Source organism: Pedobacter sp. 05L430, from assembly GCF_056397585.1.
On the sequence record NZ_JBFTNT010000002.1, the window covers coordinates 17,964 to 40,126 of the forward strand.

Genomic DNA, 22,163 nt, shown 5'->3' on the forward strand with positions numbered 1-22,163 from the left:
TCTTATCTACCAAAGTATTCGTCTTTTTTATCTACTCTGTTCGGATCTTCCAAAGGATATTGTTTTAACATGGGATGCACACCTAGCTCGTCCATATTCAATATTCTTCTCAAATCCGGATGGCCTTCAAACTTTACTCCAAACAAGTCATAAGTTTCTCTTTCCATCCAATTAGCTRCATTCCATAAGGTTGTAGCGGTTGGGATTTCAGGATGATGCTCATCAATGAAAACCTTAACCCTAATCCTGATTTTGTTCACCATACTGTGTAAATGGTAAACTACAGCAATGCCATGCTTTTTCTCAGGATAATGTACTGCAGTAATATCGGTAAGAAAGTTAAAGCTAGCTAGCGTATTTTGTTTAAGAAATGCCAGAACATTAATAATAACATCCTTTGTGGTTTCAAAAGTAAGCAAGCCATAAGGCTCATTAATTCCAACTATTTTTTCACCGAACTTTTCAGTCAGTTGTTGTATTAATTCCTGATTAGTAACCTCTGCCATTAGTCAATTCCGTATGAAGCCAACATTTCTCTATATTGATCTGAATTTCTTCTTCTTGAAGATTCATTCCTAACCAATTCCTGAATTTTACCAAAACCATCCAATATAGCTTCTGGTCTTGGTGGACATCCTGGCACATATACATCGACCGGAATAATTTCATCTATTCCCTGTAAAACAGAATAAGTATCGAATATACCTCCACTGGATGCACAAGCGCCAACAGCCATCACCCAACGGGGTTCAGCCATCTGCAAATATACCTGTTTAAGAACCGGGCTCATTTTCTTAGCTATGGTTCCCATTACCATTAATAAATCTGCCTGACGGGGAGAAAAGCTTAAACGCTCAGATCCGAATCGGCCAAAGTCATAATGAGATCCCATGGTGGCCATAAACTCAATACCACAGCAAGAAGTGGCAAATGGTAAGGGCCATAATGAATGGGAACGGGCCAGGCCGATAACCTTGTCTAAGGAGGTAGCAAAAAAACCAGATCCTTCTATGCCTGGAGGCGCGTCTACTATATTGATGTTACTCATGATACAAAACGAAAAAGGTTCATTCCTTTAAAGAATGAACCACAAATCTACAATTTTTTAAAAGCAAATGAATTAAGTTGAGGGCATTTAGAAACAATCTAAATAACCTAATTCCAATCCAATGCTTTCTTTTTTATCACATAAATAAAGCCTAATAATAAGGTTCCCATAAAGATGAACATCTCTATCATTCCAGACATTCCAAGTGCTCTAAAATTAACTGCCCAAGGGTACATGAATATCACCTCCACATCAAACAGGACAAACAGTATAGCCACTAGAAAATACTTGATGGAAAATGGCTGACGCGCATTACCGACAACTTTTACACCTGCTTCAAATGTTGCCAGCTTATCAGCTGTTTTTCTTTTTGGACCTAAAAAGTGTGTCGCGATTAAAGTAACCACCACAAATCCTAAGGCAACAACTACTTGAAATATAATTGGTAAAAAATCTACGGGTACGCTTTGAGTTTCCATTTAAATATAAATTATGAGGCAAAAATAAAAGAAAAAGGCGGGATAACAACCCCGCCTTTTTCTTTTATTATAAAATTATTACTTTTTCTTTGGCTTAGCTGCAGCTTTTGGTGCTGGAGCTGTTAATGATTTAATGCCTTCTAATGCAGTGGTATTTGCAGGATCAATAGCTAAACTTTTGTCCCAGAATAATTTTGCTTTTACTTTATCTTCTTTGTATGAAGCAAAACCCGCTATTTGATTATAGGCTTCCACCATATTCTTTTTTACTGCCGGAGTTTGTTTATCAACATGAGCCTCGACAGAATCTAAATACTGTTGGTAGAAAGGTATTTTTAACCCCGTTGGATTTGCTTCATCATCCATGAAGTCATTGATTCTAGCTCTATACAAAATCGCATCATAAGTCGATGGAGCTAACTTCAGCAATTTCGCTAACGAAGAATCTCCTTTCACTAAGATTTGTTTAGATGGATTGGTCTTTGCAGTATAAGCCTTATAATAAGACACATAAGAGGCAATAGCATGGTAAAAATAGTTATACAATGAACCTTTACCTTCTGGGTTCAAACGGTTAACCACATCATATGTTGCAATTGCTTTAGGATAGTTTTTAGCATCATAATATGATTTTGCAAGTTCTGCTAAAGCCTCAACTTTAGTAGAGTCCATATTAACCGCTTTAATCACATTTACTAAACCTAAACTGTCGTTAGCCTTATCTGTAGAATCCTTCATTAAGGCTTTACCAAGGTACATATAGTCATCAGAGATAATACGTGAAGTATCTTTTACCTTCGCAAAAAAGTCTTTCATGTACTGTAAACTCTGAGGATAATTTTTGTTTTCATATGCAGAGTATCCTCTCAACCTTGAAACGATCAAGCTTTTAGGATCGTTGGGATTTACTGAGGCCAGTTCTGAAGTTTCTTGTTCCAGCGTTTTAAAGTCTTTCGCGTAAAACAAGAAAGTTGCATAACGTAATCTTGAATCATATGATTTATCAGTCAAATCAAGATATTTCTTGTAGTTTGTTAATGCCTCAGCCGCCTTAGCATCAAAATTTGCAGGCTCCTGATTTCCCCATTGCATATACAGCTCAGCTAACTCACGATAAGCAGGGCCATAATTTGGATCAGCAGCGATTACATTTTTCAATTCAACTTCCGCATCACTGAATGCTCTTGACTCTTTATACATTCTTCCAATCTGAACGGTAGATCTGTAAAGGGCCGGATTAATACTCAAAGCCCTCATGTAGTTTTGAAGCGCCTCTGAGTTCTTTCTTTGTGCTGCATAGTAATCTCCTAAAGCAACAAATGTTTCTGCCTCTTTATCTTTATCATCAAGCTCTTCCGCTTTTTGCAAGTTAGGTAGTGCTGCAGCAAAATCTGGTTTCTCACCTTCCAAATAAGCCTTTCCTATATACAAATATGGAGTAAAGTCTTTTTTTGAAGAAACTTCAATTGCTTTATCAAAATTTGTTTTAGCTGACGCGGCATTATTTGAAGCAAGATCAGCCTGGCCTAAACCTATATAATTTAAAGGATTTTTTGGATCAGCTGTCACACCTTGAGTAAAGGCAGCTCTAGCAGAATCAATATAATCCCTTCTTAAATAAACATCACCTAAACTAAAGTAATTCTCCCCTTTGCCTTTTTGTGACGACACCAACGCTTTAAGCATTGAAGTCGCTTTTTGGTACTGTTCGGCATCTATCGCCTTCTTTGCATCGGTAATGCTCTGAGCAAAAGAGGCAGAACCCATCACTACTAAACCTAAACCTAAGGTTATTGCTTTCTTTGTCATTTTCATAGTTCCTCTATTTTCAATTAATTGTTATGAAGCCGGCTTTGCAGCTTTCATGGTTCGCTATTTTGTTTTTAGTTTCAAATATTTAAAAGGCATTTCTAAAATCAAACTCATCTTACCCTGCCCATTACTTTCGTTTTCCAAATATAAAATTTACTTTGTATTCTTCAAGTTAAAATCCCGTGACATCATCTTATGCGGACCAAGTCCAGATTTCAGTACGATCAACTGACCTCTCGGGCTTAATAACCAGTTTGCAAAACCTGTGCCTAAACCATCCCGTCCCTCACAATTTATGATGTAAACATTTCTTAAAAACGGATAAATACCACTAATTAGATTTGCCTGATCGGGACGATAGTATGCATTATCCCCCTTTTTCCCCTTAATATTCTTCACCCCCATCGTTTTCACCTTTGCAATATAAGGAGTCATATCGGAATTATTAGCTATTAACCAATTTACACCGACTACTCCTATAAAATTCTTATTTTCAGCAACGTACTTTATAACGTCATTATTGTTMTTCAAAGTATAAACTCCCTTTTTTGGAAGTTCCGTGATTTGAGCCAGCTCCTTGAAATACCGGAGCGTGCTGGAATAGGCATTGTCAAAAACAAGCTGTTTTCCACTGTTTGAAGTTCCTTTTAATATCGCTATCACCTCCTCAACAGTGATATTTGAGTCAAGATCGTCCTTCTGGGTAAGCAATGAAATTCCGTCTATGGCAAACCTGGATGTCTTTGGAACGATGCTTCTGTTTCTGTATATTTTATCTTCCTGGGGTGTTAGCATCCGGGATAATATGATTACTCTAATGCTGTCATTTAAAAAAGCAGGCACTATTTTATTCTCGTTACCGGCAGTGACTGCAAACTCCGCATGCTTATAATCAGATTTAAATACCATGATCTGATCAGCGATAATCGAAGAAAAAGATTCGTCAACAAGAATTTTAACCGATCCTGATGTCCGTGTTTGTTCAACAACCTCAGTCTGCTTTTTATTTTTGCAAGACAGCAGCACCAGAAAAATGAACGCAAAGCTTAGATTCTTCATTCTTTAATTATCTTTTTGATTAATTACCCGGGTAAATCTTATTGCTGCATAAACGATAAGCAACACACCAAGGAGCACTCTGTAAGTCCGTTCGATGGTTACCGGCATGTCTTTCCAAACGATTAATGTAAGGCCCAGAACCAGGTAAAAGGCAAACATAACTAGCCCTAAAATAAACAGAAATCGCTGTTGAGGCGATTTCTGCATAAATGTTTTCAAATTAAACATTGTATTCTATTGTGATAAGGTAAAACTGATTGGGATGTTATATTTCACACGCACCTTTTTACCATTTTGAACTCCTGGGATCCATCTCGGACTTGCTTTTAGCACCCTAACAGCTTCCTCATCTGTACCACCACCAAGTTTTCTATCAACTTTAATATCGGTTAAGCTACCATCCTTTTCAACAACGAACGATAAAAACACTTTACCTTGAATGTTGTTCTCCTGAGCCATAGGAGGATATCTTACCGCTTTTTTCAAATAAGCGTAGAATTTCTCCATACCACCAGGGAAAGATGGCTGCGTTTCAAGACTCACAAAGTCATAAACTTTGGTATCCTCTACTACCGCTGCTTGTTTAGGGCCATCACCTGCCGGACCTGCAATAACGATATCCGCATCAGGGTCGCCGGCAATGGTTTTCTGACCTGGGTCAGCCTTTTTCAAATCTTCAATTTCAACCGGTTCCTCGTCACGTACCAACTCATCCGGTTTTACAATTGGAGGAGGGAACTTAACCTGATCCTGTTTTGGCGGCGGTGGCTCAACCGGTGGCGGTGGAGGTGTTTCCGGGTTTACAGGAGGAGGTGGCTGCACCACTACTTCCGTTTGCTTAACAATTTCCTCTTCTGGAGCTTTTCCTTTGAATAACTCCATAATTTTAGGGGATAAGAACAACAACACAAATGCTGTTGATGCTATTAGCAATGATTTCGTTGTATTCGCAGAACTTCTCTGACGAAGCTCGTAAGCTCCGTAGCTTTTGTTCTTATTGGCAAACACAACATCAAGCCAATCCCTTTTTAATAAATCTATTTTAGAACCAAACATAGCCTAATATTTTTATGTTTATAATTATTTATAATATCCCAGCTTGTTTCATCGCATCTTTCTCACTATCGATAATGTTTACATCATCAATAGCCGGAGCAGTTTTAATTTTAGCGATATTCAACTCGTCCATTATATCAACAAAATTCTTATAAGTAGCTCCTTCTGTTGGTTTCACTACTATCACTATTTGTCGGCCGGTAGTTTTACTTACCTCGTCTTTATTTTTTAATATTGATTTTCTAACCTCAGCAAAGCTTTCAATATTTGGTGGAGTCTTTCCTGCTTCTCCCATGTACCAGGCAACCTTATTGTTTTTACCCAATAGAATTGTCATGGTCTGAGATGCACGAAGCTCGTTTTTCACATCATTGTCCTCTTGATCAGGTTTTGCAATGTCCATTGCAATCGGCTTTGACAACGAGGTGGTTAACATGAAGAAGGTGATCAGCAGGAAGGCTAAATCTACCATGGCAGTTAAATCTACTTTGGTATTTGCTTTCTTACTTCTTACTTTGCCGCCTTTTTTCCCACCCCCGCCGGAGGTATCTAATTCTGCCATAGTATGATTTTATTTAGCATCGCCCTCGGCCGATGTAATTAAACTAAATTTGTTAATTTTTTGCTTCTGAAGAATATCAACAATCTTTTTGATGTTTGGATATTTTTCTTCAGCGTCTCCCTTGATACTTATCCTCATTGAAGTCTGGTGTAACTCTGCAACCGCCTTACGGGATTGCAATAACCATTCAGACAATTCATTGTTTGTTGAATCAGCCGGGATACCCAAGTTGGCCTTAGCAAACTTATCTCTCTCGTCACCGTTCATCATGATAAACTTTTTCAAGCTGCTTACAGGAACTCCGAATGATCCAAGAACACCGAAACGTTCTCTCTCTTCAGGAGTAAACTGAATTTTGTATTGCTCTCCAATTTTATCAAGCGTTGCCATTTTTACGTCCTTTCMTACGATTTCGTAGAACACCTTACCCTGACCAATAGATAAAATCCCCATATCCAAATCTGGAACTTTAATCTTGTAGGTAGAACTTGGAATTGTTACTTCCAAAGGATCCGGCTGGCGCGCTGTTGCTGTTAATATAAAGAAAGTAAGCAGCAGGAAAGACACATCGCACATGGCGGTCATATCTATCGAAGTACTCTTTCTTTGAACCTTTGCTCTTGCCATAATATTTAATAAATAAACTTACTTTTTACTAATGATGTTAATTCTTCCGGTTTTCCATAAAGCCGGTAAAAAAAAATACATTATTTTTTATTTATGTGTACTGGCGTAAGTTTGAATGATGCTGAAACCTGCTTCATCAATTGCATAAGTTAATTTATCAATTTTAGAAGTAAGGATGTTATACATGATAATCGCAAAAGTAGAAGTACCGATACCAGTAGCTGTGTTAATTAGGGCCTCAGAAATACCAGTTGCCAATGCAGCCTGATCCGGAGCACCAGAGTTAGCCAAACCACCGAAGGCCTTGATCATACCTGTTACTGTACCTAATAGTCCTGTTAATGTACCTACTGATACCAAAGTAGCAATTACAGTTAAGTTTTGCTCTAACATTGGCATTTCCAAAGTAGTAGCTTCTTCGATATCTTTCTGGATAGCTAAACACTTTTGATCTGTATCCATGTTTGCTTCAACTTCCATCTCACGATATTTTTTCAATCCTGATTTGATTACGTTAGCAACTGAACCTTGTTGTTTATCACACTCAGTTAAGGCTGCTTCGATGTTGTTTGAATTTAAAAATCCTTGGATTTTTTTAACGAATGAATCCAGGCTAGATTTTCCAGTTGCTTTACCAATTACAATAAGACGCTCGATAGAGAATACAATTACCATAAGAAACATACCCAATAGAACAGGTACGATAACTCCGCCTTTGTAAGCCATACCCATGTAGTTACCTACTTTTGGAAGTGTATCGTGAAGATCTGGATCAGCCCCATCGATGAAATTCCCTCTATCTCCGAAAATAAATTTGTAAACACATATACCAATAATGATACAAATTGGAATAGTAAGAGTTGCGAATAAATTTGAAGCTGTAGAAGAGCCTTCTTTTTTAACTGTTGTTGGTTTTGGTGCGTTTGCCATTTTTTTTTAGTTTTTTAGTTTTTAGTACTTTGTTTTTTAAAATTAGATTAAATATTCCGTAATACACACAACGACTATTACAAACAATTGTTGCCGTAACAAATTTATAACTTTGATTTTAATTCCAAATTAAATAATCGTTAGCTTGCTAATTCGTTTTGTCCCGTCAATTTTACCCGTTTGCACTCCCGTTATATCTAACGTATTACTGTATAATTAAAAAAGATTGTCTCGTTGCGGAGACAATCTTTCGCAATTAAAACTAAAAAAAAACTGAAATGCAAATTTTTAGGCAAAAAAAATGCTTTAAACTGTGTTTTCGGTTATTTTTGGTAGTGAACTAATCATTTCTTCGCTTGCGAAGGCTTCAAATTGCTTGAAATTATTTATGAAGGCCAAAGAAAGTTCATTGGCTTTATGATCATACTTTTGCTTGCTTGCCCAAGTATTTCTTGGATTCAAAATTTCTGATGGAACATTTGGGCAGGTCAAAGGAGTCCGTAACCCAAAAACAGGATCAGTGGTAAATTCAACATCTTCAAGCGCTCCATTCAACGCTGCAGAAATCATCGCACGGGTATATGCTAACTTCATCCGCTTACCTTCTCCGTAAGCTCCTCCGCTCCAGCCAGTATTAACCAGCCATACATTTACATTATTCTTTTCCATCTTTTCTCCAAGGAGTTCTGCATATCTTGTTGGATGAAGTGGCAGAAATGCCTTACCAAAACAAGCAGAGAAGGTTAGCTGGGGCTCAGTAACACCTGCTTCTGTGCCGGCAACTTTCGCGGTGTATCCGGATATAAAATGGAACATCGCTTGTCCGATATTTAATTTGGCAATTGGTGGTAAAACGCCAAAAGCATCAGCTGTAAGAAAGAAAATGTTTTTCGGTTCAGGAGCAATTGAAGGGACTATGGCATGATCAATGTAATTTATCGGATAGGCGACCCTGGTATTCTCCGTTTTATCAATGTTGGAAAAGTCAACAGTTCGGGTGCCCTCAAAGTAATTGGTATTCTCCAACAAGGCACCGAATTTTATGGCATTAAAAATCTGTGGTTCTTTTTCAATAGTCAAATCCACACATTTAGCATAACAGCCCCCTTCAAAATTAAATACAGATTCACTTCCCCAGCCATGTTCATCATCTCCGATCAGTCCACGTTCGGGATCGGCAGAAAGAGTGGTTTTACCTGTTCCTGATAAGCCAAAAAATATGGCTGTATCTCCTTTTTTCCCAACATTTGCTGAACAATGCATTGATAATGTACGTCTCTGCTCTGGAAGAATAAAGTTTAACACTGAAAAAATCCCTTTTTTAATTTCTCCTGTATATCCCGATCCTCCTATAAGGATTATTTTTTTTGAAAAATTAAGGATCGTAAAATTAGGCTGTCTCGTTCCATCTACAGCTGGGTCCGCCAAAAAAGAAGGGCAGGCAATAATGGTCCATTCCGGTCGCTCTTGAATATCTCCGTCTTCCGGTCTTAAGAATAGATTATGAGAAAACAGATTTTGATATGCTGTCTCACTTACTACCCTAATGGTCGTTTTGTAAGCCTCATCTGCACAGGCAAACGAATCTCTTACATAATATTTTTTTTTGCTAAGATGAGCTGTTACTTTTTTATATAACGCATCAAATTTCTCCGGCTCGAATTTGAAATTTATATCACCCCACCAGACCGAATCGCGGGTTAGCTCGTCACAAACGATAAATCTGTCTTTTGGAGAACGGCCCGTAAATTTCCCTGTATCTACTGCCAATGCACCTGTATCAGCCAGTGAACCTTCTCCATTTTTTATGGCCTCCTCAACCAATTGTGCTACGTTAAGCTGATATAAAGCCATATCCGAATCCAGATCCAGATAGCTCAAATCAGGCCTAAGCATAAATGCTTTGCTCATAAGAATAATAAGTTAGTCAGGCAAAGTTATACAGATAAAAAGGTAAAAACACCTTTTTTAAAGAAAATTTTAACTTATTGTTGCTTATACACTTACAATTAAAATATTGAAAATCAATAAATTAAGTCAACGATTTATCCTCCAGATTTCTTTACTTTATAACCCTCCTTTTGCAAGAGTGAAAGCACTTTATCTCTAAAATCTCCCTGGATGATGATCTCGCCATCTTTTGCTCCCCCTCCTACGCCACATTTCGTTTTCAGCATTTTGGCCAAATTTTCCAGTTCTTCATCACTTTCTCTAAATCCTGTGACTAAGGTAACTGCTTTTCCACCTCTGTTCTTTCGATCCAATGTAACTCTTAGGTCCTGTTGGTTTTTAGGTACTGATTCATTGGAACCGTCGCTTTCTTCCTGATAAACAAAGGAAGGGTCTGTGGAATACATTATTCCTCCAAGATCACTTAGCGTTTTCTTTTTAGACTTCATAACTAGGAGTAATTATATTTAACGATAACGGCACAATAGACACTTCTATTTCCTTTCCCATGAAAAAGGGTTCTCCATCAATATGTATTGCATCGTCCTGACTGCGGCTGATCTTTATATTTTTACCTTTTATAATTTCAACAATTTTGGAGCGATCAGTTCTTGCACTTAACATTTCATATGCCAGTAGCGGTAATTTGTACATTGGAAATTCTTTAACCACACAAACATCAAGAAGTCCGTCTACTACCGATGCCTTGGGGGCGATGTGTGCATTGTTGCCATATTGAGAAGAATTGGCTATGCTGATCACAAATGCCTTACGCTCATAATCTACTCCATCTATATTCAGCCGATAGATTTGAGGCTTATAGTTTAACACTTCTGTTAATCCTAATTTGAGGTAGCCCGTTAATCCCCTTGATTTATTTCCGGCAAAAACAGAGCTGATATGTGCATCAAAGCCCATCCCCGCCATATTGAAAAAGGATTTATCATTAAATCTGGCAGTATCGATGAGTTCAACGTTAAGCTTATTAATCACCTTGATTGCAGCAACAGTATTCATGGGTATTTTCAAGAACCTTGCCAGCCCGTTTCCAGAGCCAAAAGGAATAATACCCAGCACTTTATTCTGTTGCATGACCTTAGTTGCAATTTCATTTATGGTACCATCGCCTCCAACGGCCACAATTACATCAAAATTCTTATTTGCAGCTTCCTCAGCTATTTCCGAGGCATGGCCAACATATTCCGTAAAGCTAAAATTCGGGCTAAACTTAGAGCGGTCCAGGTGTGCATCTATCAATGCAGGTATCTTTAACTTATCCTTCCCTCCTGATATGGGATTAATAATAAATAGAATGTTTGATTTCGACAAAACCTTTTGATTAATGATAGTACAAAATAATTGATATTTTTTGACTATTTAAATATATATGCTAATTTTGCAGCATTAAAGTGGACTGATTTGCGATGCTATTTAAGAATAGCGGGATTGCAACCACGTAAAAAAAAGTGCTAACCTTATCATACACTTCATTTTACTGCCTGCTACGCAGGGTCTGATTCCATTTTATATAATTGTTTAAATTAAATTTTTAATTATTTAAAATGTCGTATTTATTTACATCCGAATCAGTTTCTGAAGGTCATCCGGATAAAGTAGCAGATCAAATCTCAGACGCACTTATTGATAATTTTTTGGCATTCGATTCAGAGTCAAAAGTTGCTTGTGAAACTTTGGTTACCACAGGTCAGGTTATTTTAGCTGGCGAGGTAAAATCACAAACTTACCTGGATGTGCAGCAAATTGCTCGTGATGTAATCAGAAAAATTGGTTATACAAAAAGTGAGTACATGTTTGAAGCCAACTCATGTGGCATTCTTTCCGCAATCCACGAACAGTCCCAAGATATAAACCAAGGTGTAGACAGAGCCAGTAAAGAGGAACAAGGCGCCGGTGATCAGGGAATGATGTTTGGCTATGCAACCAACGAAACTGAAAACTACATGCCTTTGGCATTAGATCTTTCACATACACTTTTACAGGAATTAGCGCTCTTAAGAAGAGAAAACAATGAAATTACTTATTTGCGTCCTGATGCTAAATCACAAGTAACGCTGGAATATTCAGACAACAACAAACCAGTTCGTATTGATGCTATTGTAATATCCACCCAGCATGATGATTTTGATGAAGAGGCTACTATGTTAGCCAAAATCAAAAAGGACCTTGTGGACATTCTTATTCCAAGAATTATTGCAAAATACCCGCAATATGCTCATCTGTTTAACGATAAGATAGAGTATCACATCAATCCTACAGGAAAATTTGTTATCGGAGGTCCTCATGGCGATACGGGTTTAACAGGCCGTAAAATCATTGTGGATACCTATGGAGGAAAAGGAGCTCATGGTGGTGGTGCATTCTCAGGAAAAGATCCAAGCAAAGTAGATAGAAGTGCGGCATATGCAACTCGTCATATTGCGAAAAACCTTGTTGCTGCTGGTGTAGCTGAAGAAATTTTAGTTCAGGTAAGTTATGCTATTGGGGTTGCAAAACCAATGGGCATTTATATTAACACTTACGGAACAAGCAAAGTAAATAAAACAGATGGCGAAATTGCCAGGATTGTTGAAGACCTATTTGATATGCGCCCGTACTTTATTGAGCAGCGCTTAAAGCTAAGGAATCCAATTTATAGTGAAACTGCAGCATATGGTCATATGGGTCGTAAACCTGAAACAGTGACCAAAACTTTCAAAAGCCCCGGAGGCGAAGAAAAAACAGTTACAGTTGAATTGTTTACCTGGGAGAAACTGGACTTTGTAGATAAAGTAAAAGCTGCTTTTTCATTATAAGCTTAAGGAATATTTAAAATTCAAAAAGGCTGACCATGAATTATGGTTAGCCTTTTTACATTATAGCACATCGAATAATACCCTTTCAACAAAAAAGAAAACCATTTCTAAAAGCTGTTGTTTTACTTACAAAAAACAAGACCTATTATGGAACATCCAATAGAAATGAATACACTTAGTCAGGTTTTAGAAAAATTAAGACTTAAAGGCCTGGATAACGAAATAAAGATGACAGATCATGGTAAAATGCAAGGAGTGGGCATTAATAAAATTTATAACCCCGAAGACCTTACCATAATTAAAACCTATCGCTTTGAAGGAGATTCTGACCCTGCTGACAACTCCATACTTTATTTGTTAGAAGACAAAGACAAACAGATAGGCTATATTCTTGATGCTTATGGAATGTATAGCTCTCAGGAAAATGCCGGGTTCGATGACTTTCTAAAAAAAATACCTACCGCAGATAGGGATATGCAAGAGTTATTTAGTTAACCAAAATTATATCTACAGCTTGTTTAGCTAAAAAAAACAGATACAAAAAAAGCATTTTTAATCGAATGCTTTTTTTGTATAAGAAGTTGGGGATGGTGCATCTTTAATGCTTTCCGTAAAAAAGATGATACATTGAAATAAAGTTGTTATCTTCAAGAAGAATTAAACCAAACTTCTTAACCAAATGTCTTCTTTAACCTCTAAACTGCACCTGAGCATAGCGCTTCTCAGCCTATTTTCATTTACATCCTGTGTAAATAATGATAAAAAAACGAGCATTGAGGYTGACACAAATAAACTCTTTTCTCTACTTTCCTCAGATCAAACACATATCGATTTCAATAATACAATCATTGAGAACGAGAGAGCAAACATTATATCTTATCAGTACTTCTATAATGGTGGAGGTGTTGCAATCGGCGATTTAAATAATGATGGTCTCGATGACATTTATTTCTCGGGGAACATGACAAAAGCCAAACTATATCTTAATAAAGGGAACATGCAGTTTGAGGATATTACCGATAAAGCCGGCATAACTGAAGTGGGCCTTTCCTGGAAAACAGGAGTTACCATGGCAGATGTTAATGGTGATGGAAGATTAGACATTTATCAGTGTTACTCCGGGGCGTTACCAGCAAAAAACAGATCCAATAGCTTGCTGATCAATCAGGGAATCAACGATCAGGGAATCCCGATATTCAAGAACGAGGCTGCAGCGTATGGACTTGCAGATACCGCATATAGTACCCAGGCCGTTTTTTTTGATTATGACAAAGATAACGATCTTGATATGCTCCTGTTAAACCATAATCCGAAAGTTTTTACTACCCTTGATGAAATATCTGCCCCTCTAATCTTAAAAGAGCCTGCACCAACCATTAGGATTAAACTATATAAAAATGAAAATAAAAAATTCAAGGACGTTTCTGATCAGGCTGGCATATATAATTCCTCTTTTACCTATGGTTTAGGTGCCGGAGTAAGTGACCTGAACAATGATGGTTATCCCGACATTTACATTTCAAATGACTATTCGGCTCCCGATTATTTGTACATGAATAACGGGAATGGCACTTTCACAAATCAAATTCAATCCCAAATCGGTCACACCTCTTTATATTCGATGGGTAATGATATTGCAGACATTAACAATGATGGCCTTTCTGATATTTTTACCTTAGATATGCTTCCGGAAGACAATCGCAGGCAGAAGTTGCTTTTTTCTCCTGACAATTATGAATATTATGATTTACGCCTGCGTCTTGGCTTCCACTACCAGGATATGCGCAATATGCTTCAATTAAATAATGGGAACGGCACATTTAGTGAAATGGGCCAGCTGTCGGGCATTTCAAATACAGATTGGAGTTGGGCACCATTGTTTGCAGATTACGACAATGACGGCTGGAAAGACCTTTTTATATCTAATGGCTATATGAGGGACTATACCAACATGGACTTTCTGAAGTTCAAAGGAGATTTCTTGCGTAGCACCGATCCAAGTCAAATAAAAGCGAGTCTGTTAGATCTGATTCACGCGATGCCGGCATCCAATGTTAACAACTACATTTACAAGAATAATGGAAACCTCTCATTTACCAATAAAGTGATGGAATGGGGATTAAACATTCCTTCGAATAGCAATGGGGCAGCATATGCTGATTTGGATAACGATGGGGATTTGGATCTGGTAGTTAACAACATCAACCTGGCGGCGTTTGTTTATGAAAACAAATCAGACAAAAAAGCGAAAAATCAATTTCTCAAAGTAAAACTGCAAGGATCCGGACAAAATACTCAGGGTATTGGGGCAAAGATATGGATCTATAACAAAAACAAACAACAGTATCTTGAACAAATGCCATCTCGCGGCTATCAATCAAGTGTTTCCCCGATTTTGCATTTTGGCTTAGGGGATGCTAATTCCATTGACTCTCTTCGAATAGTTTGGACAAGTGGAAAACAAGAGGTGATCTCAGGTATAAAAGCAAACCAGCAAATACCCTTGTTAGAAACAAACGCAAAACTAATATATAAAGCTCCGCAGCTTGTTCCTTCTATATTTAAAGAGGTTAAATCGCCTATAGCATTCCAACAGCAAAAAAAATCAACCAACGATTTTAAGCGACAACCATTATTAATAAATCCTATGTCATTTTCCGGGCCGTGTATAGCCAAAGCAGATATAAACGGCGACGGTTTAGAAGATATTTATATCGGCGGAACTCAGGGGCAAACCGCTGTGCTTTTTATTCAAAAAAAGAATGGCGAATTTGTAAAAAAACCTCAGGCAGCTTTTGCTTCCAGCATAAAAAGTGAGGATGCAGATGCAGTTTTTTTTGATGCCAACAAAGATGGTTTTATCGATCTTTATGTATGCAGCGGGGGCTATGACAGTTATACTGCAGCAGACCCATCACTGCAAGACCGGCTATACTTAAATGATGGCAAAGGTAATTTTAGGCAAGCAGTTAATGCGCTACCTAAAATGCTAAGTAGCAAGAGTTGTGTCCGCGTCACAGATTTTAATCAAGATGGTCATCCAGATTTATTTATAGGAGGAAGAGTAGTCCCAGGTCGTTATCCAGAAACACCAGCGAGCTATTTACTGATTAACGATGGGAAGGGAAATTTCAAAGATCAAGTTGAAACCATAGCGCCGCAATTACAAAAAGCAGGAATGATCACAGATGCAGCATGGGTGGATTTGAATGGCGATAAAAAACAGGATTTAATTATTGTAGGAGAGTGGATGCCTGTTACCGTATTAATTAGTAATAATGGAAAATTGATTGATAAAACCACTGATTATTTTGATAAACCCTTTTCAGGATGGTGGAATAAATTACTGGTTGATGATCTAAACAATGATGGCTTGCCGGATATAGTGATTGGAAATACCGGCTTGAATACACAATGCAAGGCAACAGAACAGGAACCCGCAGAAATGTATTACAAAGATTTTGACGACAATGGATCAGTTGACCCTATATTATGCTTTTACATTCAGGGAAAAAGCTACCCCTACGTAACCAGGGATGAAATGCTTGACCAGATGAGCATCATGCGCACCCGTTTTCCGGATTATAAAAGTTATGCTGATGCATCAATGAAAGACATATTCACGAAAGAGGAATTAAACGGTGTATCAAGGCTAAAAGCCAATCATTTAAAAACCACAGCCTTTATTAATAATGGGAAAGGCAAATTCAAAGAATTGGACTTGCCCATCGAGGCTCAATTTTCGCMTGTGTTTACCGTTACCGCCATTGATTACGATAAGGATGGCAATAAAGATTTGTTGTTATGTGGTAACATTAGCCGTGCACGACTCAGATTCGGAAAATACGACGCCAATTATGGCTTGCTTCTTAAAGGCAACGGTAAAGGCGGTTTTACCTACATCTCTCAGCAAAAATCCGGTTTTAATATAAAAGGAGATGTGAGAAGCGTAGTACAAACCAATAACAAACTGATATTCGGCATTAGCCAACAGGGCCTGAAGGCATATACATTAAGGTAATCGGGAAAGGCAATTGCCAGATAAATTACATGGCAAAATAGCTTAATGATTTGCAAAAATAAGTTAACAATCCAACTGAACTTTACTATACTTTCATAGTAATAGCATCATATCTTTTATTAAAATCTATTTCTTTTAAAAATCTGGATGCGTATCAAGCAGCTCAGATCGGAGAAGAAACAGGTACAAAAATAACTTAAAAGGTATCTGCTAGTTAACTAAATCATCCCAAATATGAACCAGTTTTTAACTTTGACACCCAAGGGTGTGGCTTTGCGCCAAAAAATTATTTGCCTGTTAACAGTTCTGTTCCTGGCGACAACGATGCAACTACATGCAAACTATCTAAAAAAAAATCCTGCTTACCTACGCATCCCCCCCATCGATGCAAAAGGAAAAATCCTGGATGAAAAGGGTGTTGGAATTCCCGGAGTCAGCATTAAAGTAAAAAGTACAGGACAAACTACAACAACTGATAATGACGGCAATTTCAGCATAAAGGGTTTAACCGACGAGGCGATTTTGATTGTTTCCTATGTCGGCTATACCACTCAAGAGGTAAAGGTTACTTCCGGAAACATGTCAATTAAGTTAGTGCCACAATTGCAAGGTTTAGATGAGGTTGTTGTTGTAGGGTACGGAACCGCAAAAAAATCGGATCTAACCGGAGCAGTAGGTACAGTAAAAGCAGAAACGCTTCAGGAGCGTCCGGCCTCGTCTCTTAATCAAAGCTTATCGGGTCGCGTGTCAGGCGTAAATGTATCCTCCAATTCCGGCAGACCAGGCGGCCGGGCCAGCATCCGCATTCGGGGCGCAAGTTCATTAAGTGTGTCTAATAATCCTTTATATGTGATTGATGGAGTTATACTCAATGCTGTAGATCTGAAAAACGGGAGTTCCCCGATCGATTACATAAACCCTAGCGATATCGCCTCTATCGAAGTATTAAAAGATGCCTCATCAACAGCAATTTACGGAGCACGTGGAGCCAATGGTGTAATCATGGTTACCACTAAACGTGGATCTTCCAATGGAGGGAATGTAACCTATGAATCAGACTTTAGTTTAGGTGTACTACCTAAAAAACTTGAAGTGCTCAATTCGAAAGAATTTTTAGCAGTAGAGGATTTAGCCTATGCAAACGCCAAAAAATATGATCCCGTAGGGTGGGCAACAGGAACAAAATACACAGACCCTAAGACCAAGCGTAACAATCCAAAATTGTTTGATTCACAAGGCAACCCATTATATGATACAGATTGGCAGGATGAAGCATTCCAAAAAGCGTTTACACAAAATCATCAGCTTGGCTTTGCCGATGGTAATGAAAGAAGCAGCTTTGGCGCTTTTTTAAACTATCGCAATCAGGAGGGGCTCGCACGTGGCTCATGGCAAAAAAGATATGCCGGCCGCTTTGTATTTGATAGCCAGATAAAGAGTTGGCTAAAAGTAGGTGGAACAATGGGTTATACAGATCAAAATGACAAACAAGTTGATCAGCTCGATGGAGGAGGAATAACCATGATGCGCCAGGTATTAGAGGCCTTACCGATTATTCCTGTAAAATATGCCGATGGATCATGGGCAAGCAACAGAGACTATCCGGGAATGGAAGGTGGCGACAGCCCTCTTCGTGTAGCTGCCGATAGGTTATATTTTTTGCGCACCCAAACTTTGCTCGGCAATATGTATGCGGCCATTAATCTGGCTCCCGGATTGGAGTTCAAATCAACAATTGGTACTAACATCATTAATCAGAGAGAGGATTATTTTGCAGCCAAAGGGATGCAATACATTTCTGACAATGGAGACGCCCGGGTAAATAACAACAGGTACAACTCATGGCAATTCGAGAATTACTTAACCTATAACAAGCAATTTGGGAAAATACACTCCATAAGCGCTATGGCAGGTCTATCCTGGCAGCATATTGATCGTTTTGAAAATCAAGCAAACACTCAGGGTTTCGACGACTCGTATTTTCTGTACAATAACCTGGGTGCAGGATCTAGCCCTCAGGCTCCTTCCTCCAATGGCCAGGCTTACGGGCTAAATTCATATTTTGCCCGCATAAATTACAGCCTGAACAACAGGTATTTAATAACTTTTACGGGTCGGGCAGACGGGTCTTCTAAGTTTGGAACCGAAAACCAGTATGCCTTCTTTCCTTCGGCCGCACTTGCCTGGAGAGTAATCGAAGAAGACTTCATGAAGAATATTCCCAGCATTTCAAACCTGAAGATTCGTGCCAGTTACGGCGCTACCGGAAATTCTGAGATTCCGGCATACAGAGCACTTGCAGGCATGGGTAATTATAACGTAATTTTCGATGGAACCCGAAATATTGGCATAGGCACCAACCGCATGGCCAATCCTACCCTACAATGGGAAAAAACGAAACAAATTGATTTCGGGCTTGAGGTCGGCTTATTCTCCAACAGGTTAAATTTCGAACTCGATCTGTATCGCAGAAAGGTTAATGGCATGTTACTAGAAGCCCCTTTACCACTAAGCAGCGGGTATCCCAGCATCTTCTCTAATGTTGGAAGTATGGAAAACAAGGGTATTGAATTTAGTGTAAACTCCACGAACATCAAAACAGACGATTTCTCCTGGAGTACAACCTTCAATATTTCCGTGAACAAGAACAAAGTTCTTGCCCTGGCCAGTGGCGATATATTTTCAGGAAATGGAGTAATTAGAGTAGGCGAACCTGTTGGCTCTTTCTTTGGAAGGGTACACCTGGGAACCTGGGGGACCAATGAAGCTGCAGAAGCAAAGAAATACAATATGCTGCCAGGTGATGTAAAATATAAGGACCTAAACAACGATGGCAGAATAAACGATCTGGACAGGACTATAATAGGAAAAGGTATCCCAGATGGGTTTGGCACGTTCTTAAATACTTTCCAATACAAGGCATGGTCATTAACCGTAGACCTTCAGTATATGTATGGCAATGATGTACTGGATAGAAGCATCCATTCAGCGGAAGACAGACAAGGCATTGCCAACAGTTACAAAACCGTGTTAAATGCCTGGACAGAAACCAATCAAAATACCTCAATTGCCCAAATCAGACCAATTAATGCCTATTATACCACAAACAATGATAGTCATAAAGTAACTGATGGATCATTTATCCGTGGGCGCAATTTATTACTTGCATATTCCTTTCCATCAGCAACAGCTGCTTCATTAAAACTGAATCGCCTAAGGATATATGGTTCCGTTCAGAACTTTTTTGTAGCTACTAAATATAAAGGTTATGATCCGGAAGTTTCCAACTCAGGAGCACCCTTCGATCAGGGCTTAACATTATATGATTACCCAAAGCCAAGGGTATTTATGGTTGGGCTTAATATCGGGCTATAGTTTAATACAAACCTTTTTAAGAAAGAAAAATGAAAACAATAATAAAAAAATATGGATTCCTGGTATTAACGGTTTACACTTTGGGGTTTACCAGCTGTACCAAATTTCTAGATGAATCGGATCCCAGCAATTTTACGGTAGAAAATTATTTTACTAAACCAGAACATGCAAGAAGTTCTGTAAATGCGATCTATGCAAGCATGCGTGATCCGATGAGTAGCGGCTTTGGCGGCGGCCCCTGGACAATGACTGAATTTGCTACCGGGCAGGCTGCTACTGATTTAGGGCAGGCTGTTGACAGCTATTTTGTAAAGGATCTGCAAAATACTGCCGATAACAGCTATGGATTAAATTATTGGCAAAATTACTATAAGGGCATAGGTAATGCCAACCTTTCAATAGCAAAGATACCATCCATCGCAATGGATGCTGCAGAAGCTAAAAAATTACTTGGCGAGGCTCATTTTTTACGCGCCTGGTATTATTTCAATTTAGTTCAGATGTTTGGTAATATTCCGCTGATAACAGAGCCCGTTGATTTGAAATCGGATCAATTGAGACCAAAACAAGCAGCTCCGGATGATGTCTACAAATTGATTGTGGAAGATTTAAAAACAGCAGAAGTTGCAGGCCTGGCATGGGTTGATGTTACAGGAAGAGTAAGCTTAGGAGCAGTAAAATCATTACTGGCCAAAGTATACCTTACCATGGCTGGCTACCCATTACAGAAAGGAGCTGAATATTTCGATTTGGCAGCAAAAAAATCAGAGGAAGTAATCGACTCCAAACAATTTAAGCTGTTCAATACTTACGGAGATTTACACAACCCGGCTAAGAAAAATATTGAAGAGAATATTTTTATGATTCAGTATAAGACACAGATCATTCCGGCAAACTGGCAGGAATTGATTATCCCTTATAATAAAAATATTTCAGCATACTCTGCCGAAACCGGAGGTATTTATGCCACAGCTGACTTTGTAAAATCATATGATCCGGCAGATCTGCGTGCAAAAGAAGGTCAGTTCTTTTTCACCAAGTTTACCAATCAGGACAACAGAAATCTGGTAGTAGATCTGGGAGGATACTTTATTTACAAAATTTTTGATGTAGCGGCACATACAAGCACGGCCAATAGCGATCTTAATTGGTCCCTGCTCAGATATGCCGAGGTGCTATTGATATATGCTGAAGCTGCAAATGAAGTAAATGGCCCAAGTACCAAAATATATGACGAAGTTAATCTGATAAGGACAAGGGCACAATTGCCAAAATTAACTGGCTTATCCAAAGATCAATTACGGGAAGCGATTTGGCGCGAACGCTGGTATGAATTGTGCTTTGAAAATGTGACCTGGTTCGATATGGCACGTCTCCGTAAAGCATTTAATGTGAGCACCAAAGGATTTGATAATTATGTTGGCCATAAATTCTCCTATGGCCCGGTTTTAACCCAAAGAGAACTGCTGTTCCCGATCCCTAGCAGGGAGTTGAGGAACAACACTAATTTGATTCCAACACCAGGGTATTAATTAATGTTAGTTAATGAGGCTATCCAAAAAGGATAGCCTCTATTGAACTAAGAAAATAGCCTTTTATAAAAAGCAAGACCGTCTATCGCAAGATCATCTGAACTATTCGCCAGCGGCCGCCATATAGAGGCCGCTCTTGCAATCTCTTCCGACACCTCACCAAAAGTTTCTATCACAATAGCTTTTTCATAGCCAATTTCAGTCAATGCCTCCTTAATGCCAATCCAATCAAGGTTACCAGTTCCGGGAGTTCCCCTGTCACTTTCATTTGCCTGGATATGACACAATAGATCCTTGCCCAATTTTCTTATCGTATCAGGAATATTCTTTTCTTCAATATTGCAATGGAAAGTGTCTAATTGTATTTTGACATTGGGACTGCCTACCTCACTAACTAAGGAAATAGCCTGATCGGCAGTATTGATCATATCCGTTTCAAACCGATTTAATGGCTCTACCCCCACCACCACCCCATAGTCGGCTGCTACTTCACCAATTTTAACCAGATTTTCAACGCACCAGCTTCTTTCTCTTTTTTTCTGTTCCTCGGTTATAAAACGGGTTTTTCCAACTGCAGAATATACCGGGCCACCAAAAATAGGGCTCCCTAAATGCTCCGCTATTTTAATGCAATCAGTAATATATTTGAGACCTTGCGCCCTTATTCGTGGATCCTCGCTGGAAATATCGCGTTCGGCACCAAATGCACCACTAACAGTAGCCTGTAATCCGGTTTCTTTTATGAGCTCTTTTAATCTAACCCAATCAATTAATTCTTGTTGTTCAACTGCTACTTCTATGATGTCAAATCCCATTCCTTTGATCTTATGAACAAGATCAAAGGAATGAGAAGTAAAGGGTGATTTCCAAAGGAATGTACTTACTCCAAATTTCATAAG

Annotated in this window: 19 protein-coding genes; 5 read left to right on the forward strand and 14 right to left on the reverse strand. The window is 38.6% G+C overall.

What is annotated here, in order from left to right; all coding sequences use genetic code 11:
• Positions 1-2: 2 nt before the first annotated feature.
• From AC1DG9_RS00985 to AC1DG9_RS01045, 13 genes are all read right to left on the reverse strand, one after another.
• On the reverse strand, positions 3-506 hold the full coding sequence (locus AC1DG9_RS00985) for an NADH-quinone oxidoreductase subunit C (protein WP_477634222.1): 504 nt from the start codon (positions 504-506) through the stop codon (positions 3-5).
• Positions 506-1,048 carry an NADH-quinone oxidoreductase subunit B gene (locus tag AC1DG9_RS00990; protein ID WP_172662142.1) on the reverse strand — a complete coding sequence of 181 codons (543 nt, stop codon included), beginning with the start codon at positions 1,046-1,048 and terminating at the stop codon, positions 506-508. The genes AC1DG9_RS00985 and AC1DG9_RS00990 overlap by 1 nt, the downstream gene beginning before the upstream one ends.
• A 107-nt stretch (positions 1,049-1,155) precedes the next feature.
• Positions 1,156-1,527, reverse strand: a complete 372-nt coding sequence (locus tag AC1DG9_RS00995; RefSeq protein ID WP_048903394.1) for an NADH-quinone oxidoreductase subunit A — start codon at positions 1,525-1,527, stop codon at positions 1,156-1,158.
• Between the two features lie 78 nt (positions 1,528-1,605).
• Positions 1,606-3,342 (reverse strand): tetratricopeptide repeat protein, encoded by a 1,737-nt coding sequence (locus AC1DG9_RS01000; RefSeq protein WP_337716958.1) that lies wholly within the window; start codon positions 3,340-3,342, stop codon positions 1,606-1,608.
• A 150-nt stretch (positions 3,343-3,492) separates the two neighbouring features.
• The gene (locus AC1DG9_RS01005; RefSeq protein ID WP_477634223.1) at positions 3,493-4,398 is read right to left on the reverse strand and encodes a substrate-binding domain-containing protein; all 906 of its coding nucleotides are present in this window, start codon (positions 4,396-4,398) and stop codon (positions 3,493-3,495) included.
• 3 nt (positions 4,399-4,401) lie between these two features.
• Positions 4,402-4,605, reverse strand: a complete 204-nt coding sequence (locus tag AC1DG9_RS01010; RefSeq protein WP_235206961.1) for a hypothetical protein — start codon at positions 4,603-4,605, stop codon at positions 4,402-4,404.
• A gap of 27 nt (positions 4,606-4,632) precedes the next feature.
• Complete coding sequence (locus AC1DG9_RS01015) at positions 4,633-5,454, reverse strand: energy transducer TonB (RefSeq protein WP_048903390.1); 822 nt, start codon at positions 5,452-5,454, stop codon at positions 4,633-4,635.
• A 28-nt stretch (positions 5,455-5,482) separates the two neighbouring features.
• Positions 5,483-6,016: an ExbD/TolR family protein gene (locus AC1DG9_RS01020; RefSeq protein ID WP_172662146.1), complete on the reverse strand. Its 534-nt coding sequence runs from the start codon at positions 6,014-6,016 to the stop codon at positions 5,483-5,485.
• Between the two features lie 9 nt (positions 6,017-6,025).
• Positions 6,026-6,643 (reverse strand): biopolymer transporter ExbD, encoded by a 618-nt coding sequence (locus AC1DG9_RS01025; protein ID WP_477634224.1) that lies wholly within the window; start codon positions 6,641-6,643, stop codon positions 6,026-6,028.
• Positions 6,644-6,730: 87 nt separating this feature from the next.
• Positions 6,731-7,573 (reverse strand): MotA/TolQ/ExbB proton channel family protein, encoded by an 843-nt coding sequence (locus AC1DG9_RS01030; protein WP_172662148.1) that lies wholly within the window; start codon positions 7,571-7,573, stop codon positions 6,731-6,733.
• A gap of 306 nt (positions 7,574-7,879) precedes the next feature.
• The gene (pckA, locus tag AC1DG9_RS01035) at positions 7,880-9,484 is read right to left on the reverse strand and encodes a phosphoenolpyruvate carboxykinase (ATP) (protein ID WP_172662149.1); all 1,605 of its coding nucleotides are present in this window, start codon (positions 9,482-9,484) and stop codon (positions 7,880-7,882) included.
• A gap of 134 nt (positions 9,485-9,618) precedes the next feature.
• The gene (locus AC1DG9_RS01040; RefSeq protein WP_172662150.1) at positions 9,619-9,972 is read right to left on the reverse strand and encodes a translation initiation factor; all 354 of its coding nucleotides are present in this window, start codon (positions 9,970-9,972) and stop codon (positions 9,619-9,621) included.
• On the reverse strand, positions 9,962-10,852 hold the full coding sequence (locus AC1DG9_RS01045) for a diacylglycerol/lipid kinase family protein (RefSeq protein ID WP_172662151.1): 891 nt from the start codon (positions 10,850-10,852) through the stop codon (positions 9,962-9,964). Before AC1DG9_RS01045 ends, AC1DG9_RS01040 begins: the two co-directional genes overlap by 11 nt.
• Before the next feature lie 233 nt (positions 10,853-11,085).
• Here AC1DG9_RS01045 and metK point away from each other — a divergent pair, with 233 nt between their 5' ends.
• The 5 genes from metK (at position 11,086) to AC1DG9_RS01070 (ending at position 21,264) form a co-directional block, all read left to right on the forward strand.
• Positions 11,086-12,336, forward strand: coding sequence for a methionine adenosyltransferase (gene metK, locus AC1DG9_RS01050; RefSeq protein WP_172662152.1), 1,251 nt, complete (start codon positions 11,086-11,088; stop codon positions 12,334-12,336).
• A gap of 147 nt (positions 12,337-12,483) precedes the next feature.
• Positions 12,484-12,831, forward strand: coding sequence for a hypothetical protein (locus AC1DG9_RS01055; protein WP_172662153.1), 348 nt, complete (start codon positions 12,484-12,486; stop codon positions 12,829-12,831).
• A 184-nt stretch (positions 12,832-13,015) separates the two neighbouring features.
• Positions 13,016-16,357 (forward strand): VCBS repeat-containing protein, encoded by a 3,342-nt coding sequence (locus AC1DG9_RS01060; protein ID WP_477634225.1) that lies wholly within the window; start codon positions 13,016-13,018, stop codon positions 16,355-16,357.
• A 234-nt stretch (positions 16,358-16,591) separates the two neighbouring features.
• The gene (locus AC1DG9_RS01065; RefSeq protein ID WP_337716964.1) at positions 16,592-19,732 is read left to right on the forward strand and encodes a SusC/RagA family TonB-linked outer membrane protein; all 3,141 of its coding nucleotides are present in this window, start codon (positions 16,592-16,594) and stop codon (positions 19,730-19,732) included.
• 29 nt (positions 19,733-19,761) lie between these two features.
• Positions 19,762-21,264: a RagB/SusD family nutrient uptake outer membrane protein gene (locus tag AC1DG9_RS01070; RefSeq protein ID WP_337716966.1), complete on the forward strand. Its 1,503-nt coding sequence runs from the start codon at positions 19,762-19,764 to the stop codon at positions 21,262-21,264.
• Between the two features lie 47 nt (positions 21,265-21,311).
• Here the strand turns inward: AC1DG9_RS01070 and AC1DG9_RS01075 are convergent, their stop codons facing one another.
• Positions 21,312-22,160 carry a sugar phosphate isomerase/epimerase family protein gene (locus AC1DG9_RS01075; protein WP_172662157.1) on the reverse strand — a complete coding sequence of 283 codons (849 nt, stop codon included), beginning with the start codon at positions 22,158-22,160 and terminating at the stop codon, positions 21,312-21,314.
• Positions 22,161-22,163: the final 3 nt, after the last annotated feature.

Bases quoted from the DNA above. Each gene is read 5' to 3' on its own strand.
- AC1DG9_RS01065 (WP_337716964.1), top strand. From the start codon at position 16,592: ATGAACCAGTTTTTAACTTTGACACCCAAGGGTGTGGCTTTGCGCCAA.
- AC1DG9_RS01055 (WP_172662153.1), top strand. From the start codon at position 12,484: ATGGAACATCCAATAGAAATGAATACACTTAGTCAGGTTTTAGAAAAA.
- AC1DG9_RS01075 (WP_172662157.1), bottom strand. From the start codon at position 22,160: ATGAAATTTGGAGTAAGTACATTCCTTTGGAAATCACCCTTTACTTCT.
- AC1DG9_RS01000 (WP_337716958.1), bottom strand. From the start codon at position 3,342: ATGAAAATGACAAAGAAAGCAATAACCTTAGGTTTAGGTTTAGTAGTG.
- pckA (WP_172662149.1), bottom strand. From the start codon at position 9,484: ATGAGCAAAGCATTTATGCTTAGGCCTGATTTGAGCTATCTGGATCTG.
- metK (WP_172662152.1), top strand. From the start codon at position 11,086: ATGTCGTATTTATTTACATCCGAATCAGTTTCTGAAGGTCATCCGGAT.
- AC1DG9_RS01030 (WP_172662148.1), bottom strand. From the start codon at position 7,573: ATGGCAAACGCACCAAAACCAACAACAGTTAAAAAAGAAGGCTCTTCT.
- AC1DG9_RS01070 (WP_337716966.1), top strand. From the start codon at position 19,762: ATGAAAACAATAATAAAAAAATATGGATTCCTGGTATTAACGGTTTAC.
- AC1DG9_RS00990 (WP_172662142.1), bottom strand. From the start codon at position 1,048: ATGAGTAACATCAATATAGTAGACGCGCCTCCAGGCATAGAAGGATCT.
- AC1DG9_RS01010 (WP_235206961.1), bottom strand. From the start codon at position 4,605: ATGCAGAAATCGCCTCAACAGCGATTTCTGTTTATTTTAGGGCTAGTT.
- AC1DG9_RS01020 (WP_172662146.1), bottom strand. From the start codon at position 6,016: ATGGCAGAATTAGATACCTCCGGCGGGGGTGGGAAAAAAGGCGGCAAA.
- AC1DG9_RS00995 (WP_048903394.1), bottom strand. From the start codon at position 1,527: ATGGAAACTCAAAGCGTACCCGTAGATTTTTTACCAATTATATTTCAA.
- AC1DG9_RS01015 (WP_048903390.1), bottom strand. From the start codon at position 5,454: ATGTTTGGTTCTAAAATAGATTTATTAAAAAGGGATTGGCTTGATGTT.
- AC1DG9_RS01040 (WP_172662150.1), bottom strand. From the start codon at position 9,972: ATGAAGTCTAAAAAGAAAACGCTAAGTGATCTTGGAGGAATAATGTAT.